Raw genomic sequence first — 269 nt, 5'->3', positions numbered from 1 at the left:
CGTGTCCCGCAGTACTTGGGGTCTGTTTCACGCTCCCCTGTGCCTTTCGGATACCGGGCTCTCACCGTCTCTGGCCGGCCTTCCCATGCCGTTCTCCTAAACACAAGTTCGCGCTGGCTACCTGCAGCTCGCCCGAACAGCCCCGCTACCCCGTATACGCATCGACTGCAGTCTGTACCACGTATACGGTTTGGGCTCCTCCGCTTTCGCTCGCCACTACTTACGGAATCGCGTTCGCTTTCTCTTCCTCGAGGTACTTAGATGTTTCA

The 269-nt window shown here is 58.4% G+C and carries 1 rRNA gene; it reads right to left on the bottom strand.

Features of this window, described 5'->3' with window-relative positions:
• Positions 1–269: ribosomal RNA gene (locus QMF38_RS09535) — 23S ribosomal RNA — on the bottom strand; the annotation flags it as partial.

Source organism: Alicyclobacillus hesperidum subsp. aegles, from assembly GCF_027923525.1.
GTDB classification, from domain to species: domain Bacteria; phylum Bacillota; class Bacilli; order Alicyclobacillales; family Alicyclobacillaceae; genus Alicyclobacillus; species Alicyclobacillus aegles.
The sequence above is the reverse complement of the archived record's forward strand: the minus strand, read 5'-3'. Positions and strand labels throughout refer to the sequence as shown.